The sequence below is a fragment of the Vibrio sp. 1978 genome (assembly GCF_033344345.1).
Genome location: NZ_JAWPOP010000418.1, coordinates 1 through 728 on the forward strand (window position 1 = coordinate 1; position 728 = coordinate 728).

Below are 728 nucleotides of genomic sequence, written 5' to 3' on the forward strand. Positions count from 1 at the left end.
CCTGAACCTGAGTTCCCAGTAACCGTTACGGAAGTAAAAGCGGTGGATTGGGTACCAGTGATCGAGGCTATCGGTTTTATCGAGCCAAACCAAGGCGTGACGGTAGCGAACGAAACGAGCGGTGTTATCGACAAGATCGCTTTTGAATCAGGTACTCAAGTTGAAGCTGGCCAACCCCTCGTTTTGCTTGATTCTGAAGTGGAAAAAGCGAACTTGAAGAGTTCACAAGCGAAACTTCCTGCAGCAGAAGCGAAATACAAACGTTACCAAGGTCTGTTTAAGAAAGGTTCTATTTCTAAAGAAGCTTACGATGAAGCTGAAGCAAACTACTACTCGCTTAAAGCAGATATCGAGAGTTTAAAAGCAACCATCGATCGTCGTGAAATCAAAGCGCCATTTGCAGGTGTGGTTGGTATCCGTAACGTTTATCTTGGTCAATACATCCAAGCTGGTAGCGACATTGTTCGTCTAGAAGATAGCAGTGTAATGCGTCTGCGCTTTACCGTGCCTCAAACAGACATCTCGCGTATCAAACTTGACCAAGAAGTGGATATTTTTGTAGATGCCTACCCAGATCAGCCATTCAAAGGCTCAATTTCTGCCATTGAACCTGCAGTAAATGTACAAAGTGGTCTGATCCAAGTACAAGCTGACATTCCAAACAGCGATGGCAAACTTCGCAGCGGTATGTTCGCACGTGCAAACATCATCATGCCTAAATTGGCAAA

General features: G+C 44.9%; 1 protein-coding gene. It reads left to right on the forward strand.

What is annotated here, in order from left to right; genetic code table 11:
• Window positions 1-728 (forward strand): multidrug efflux RND transporter periplasmic adaptor subunit VmeC (gene vmeC, locus R8N49_RS26970; RefSeq protein WP_318190433.1); only part of this gene is annotated, 728 nt, incomplete at both ends.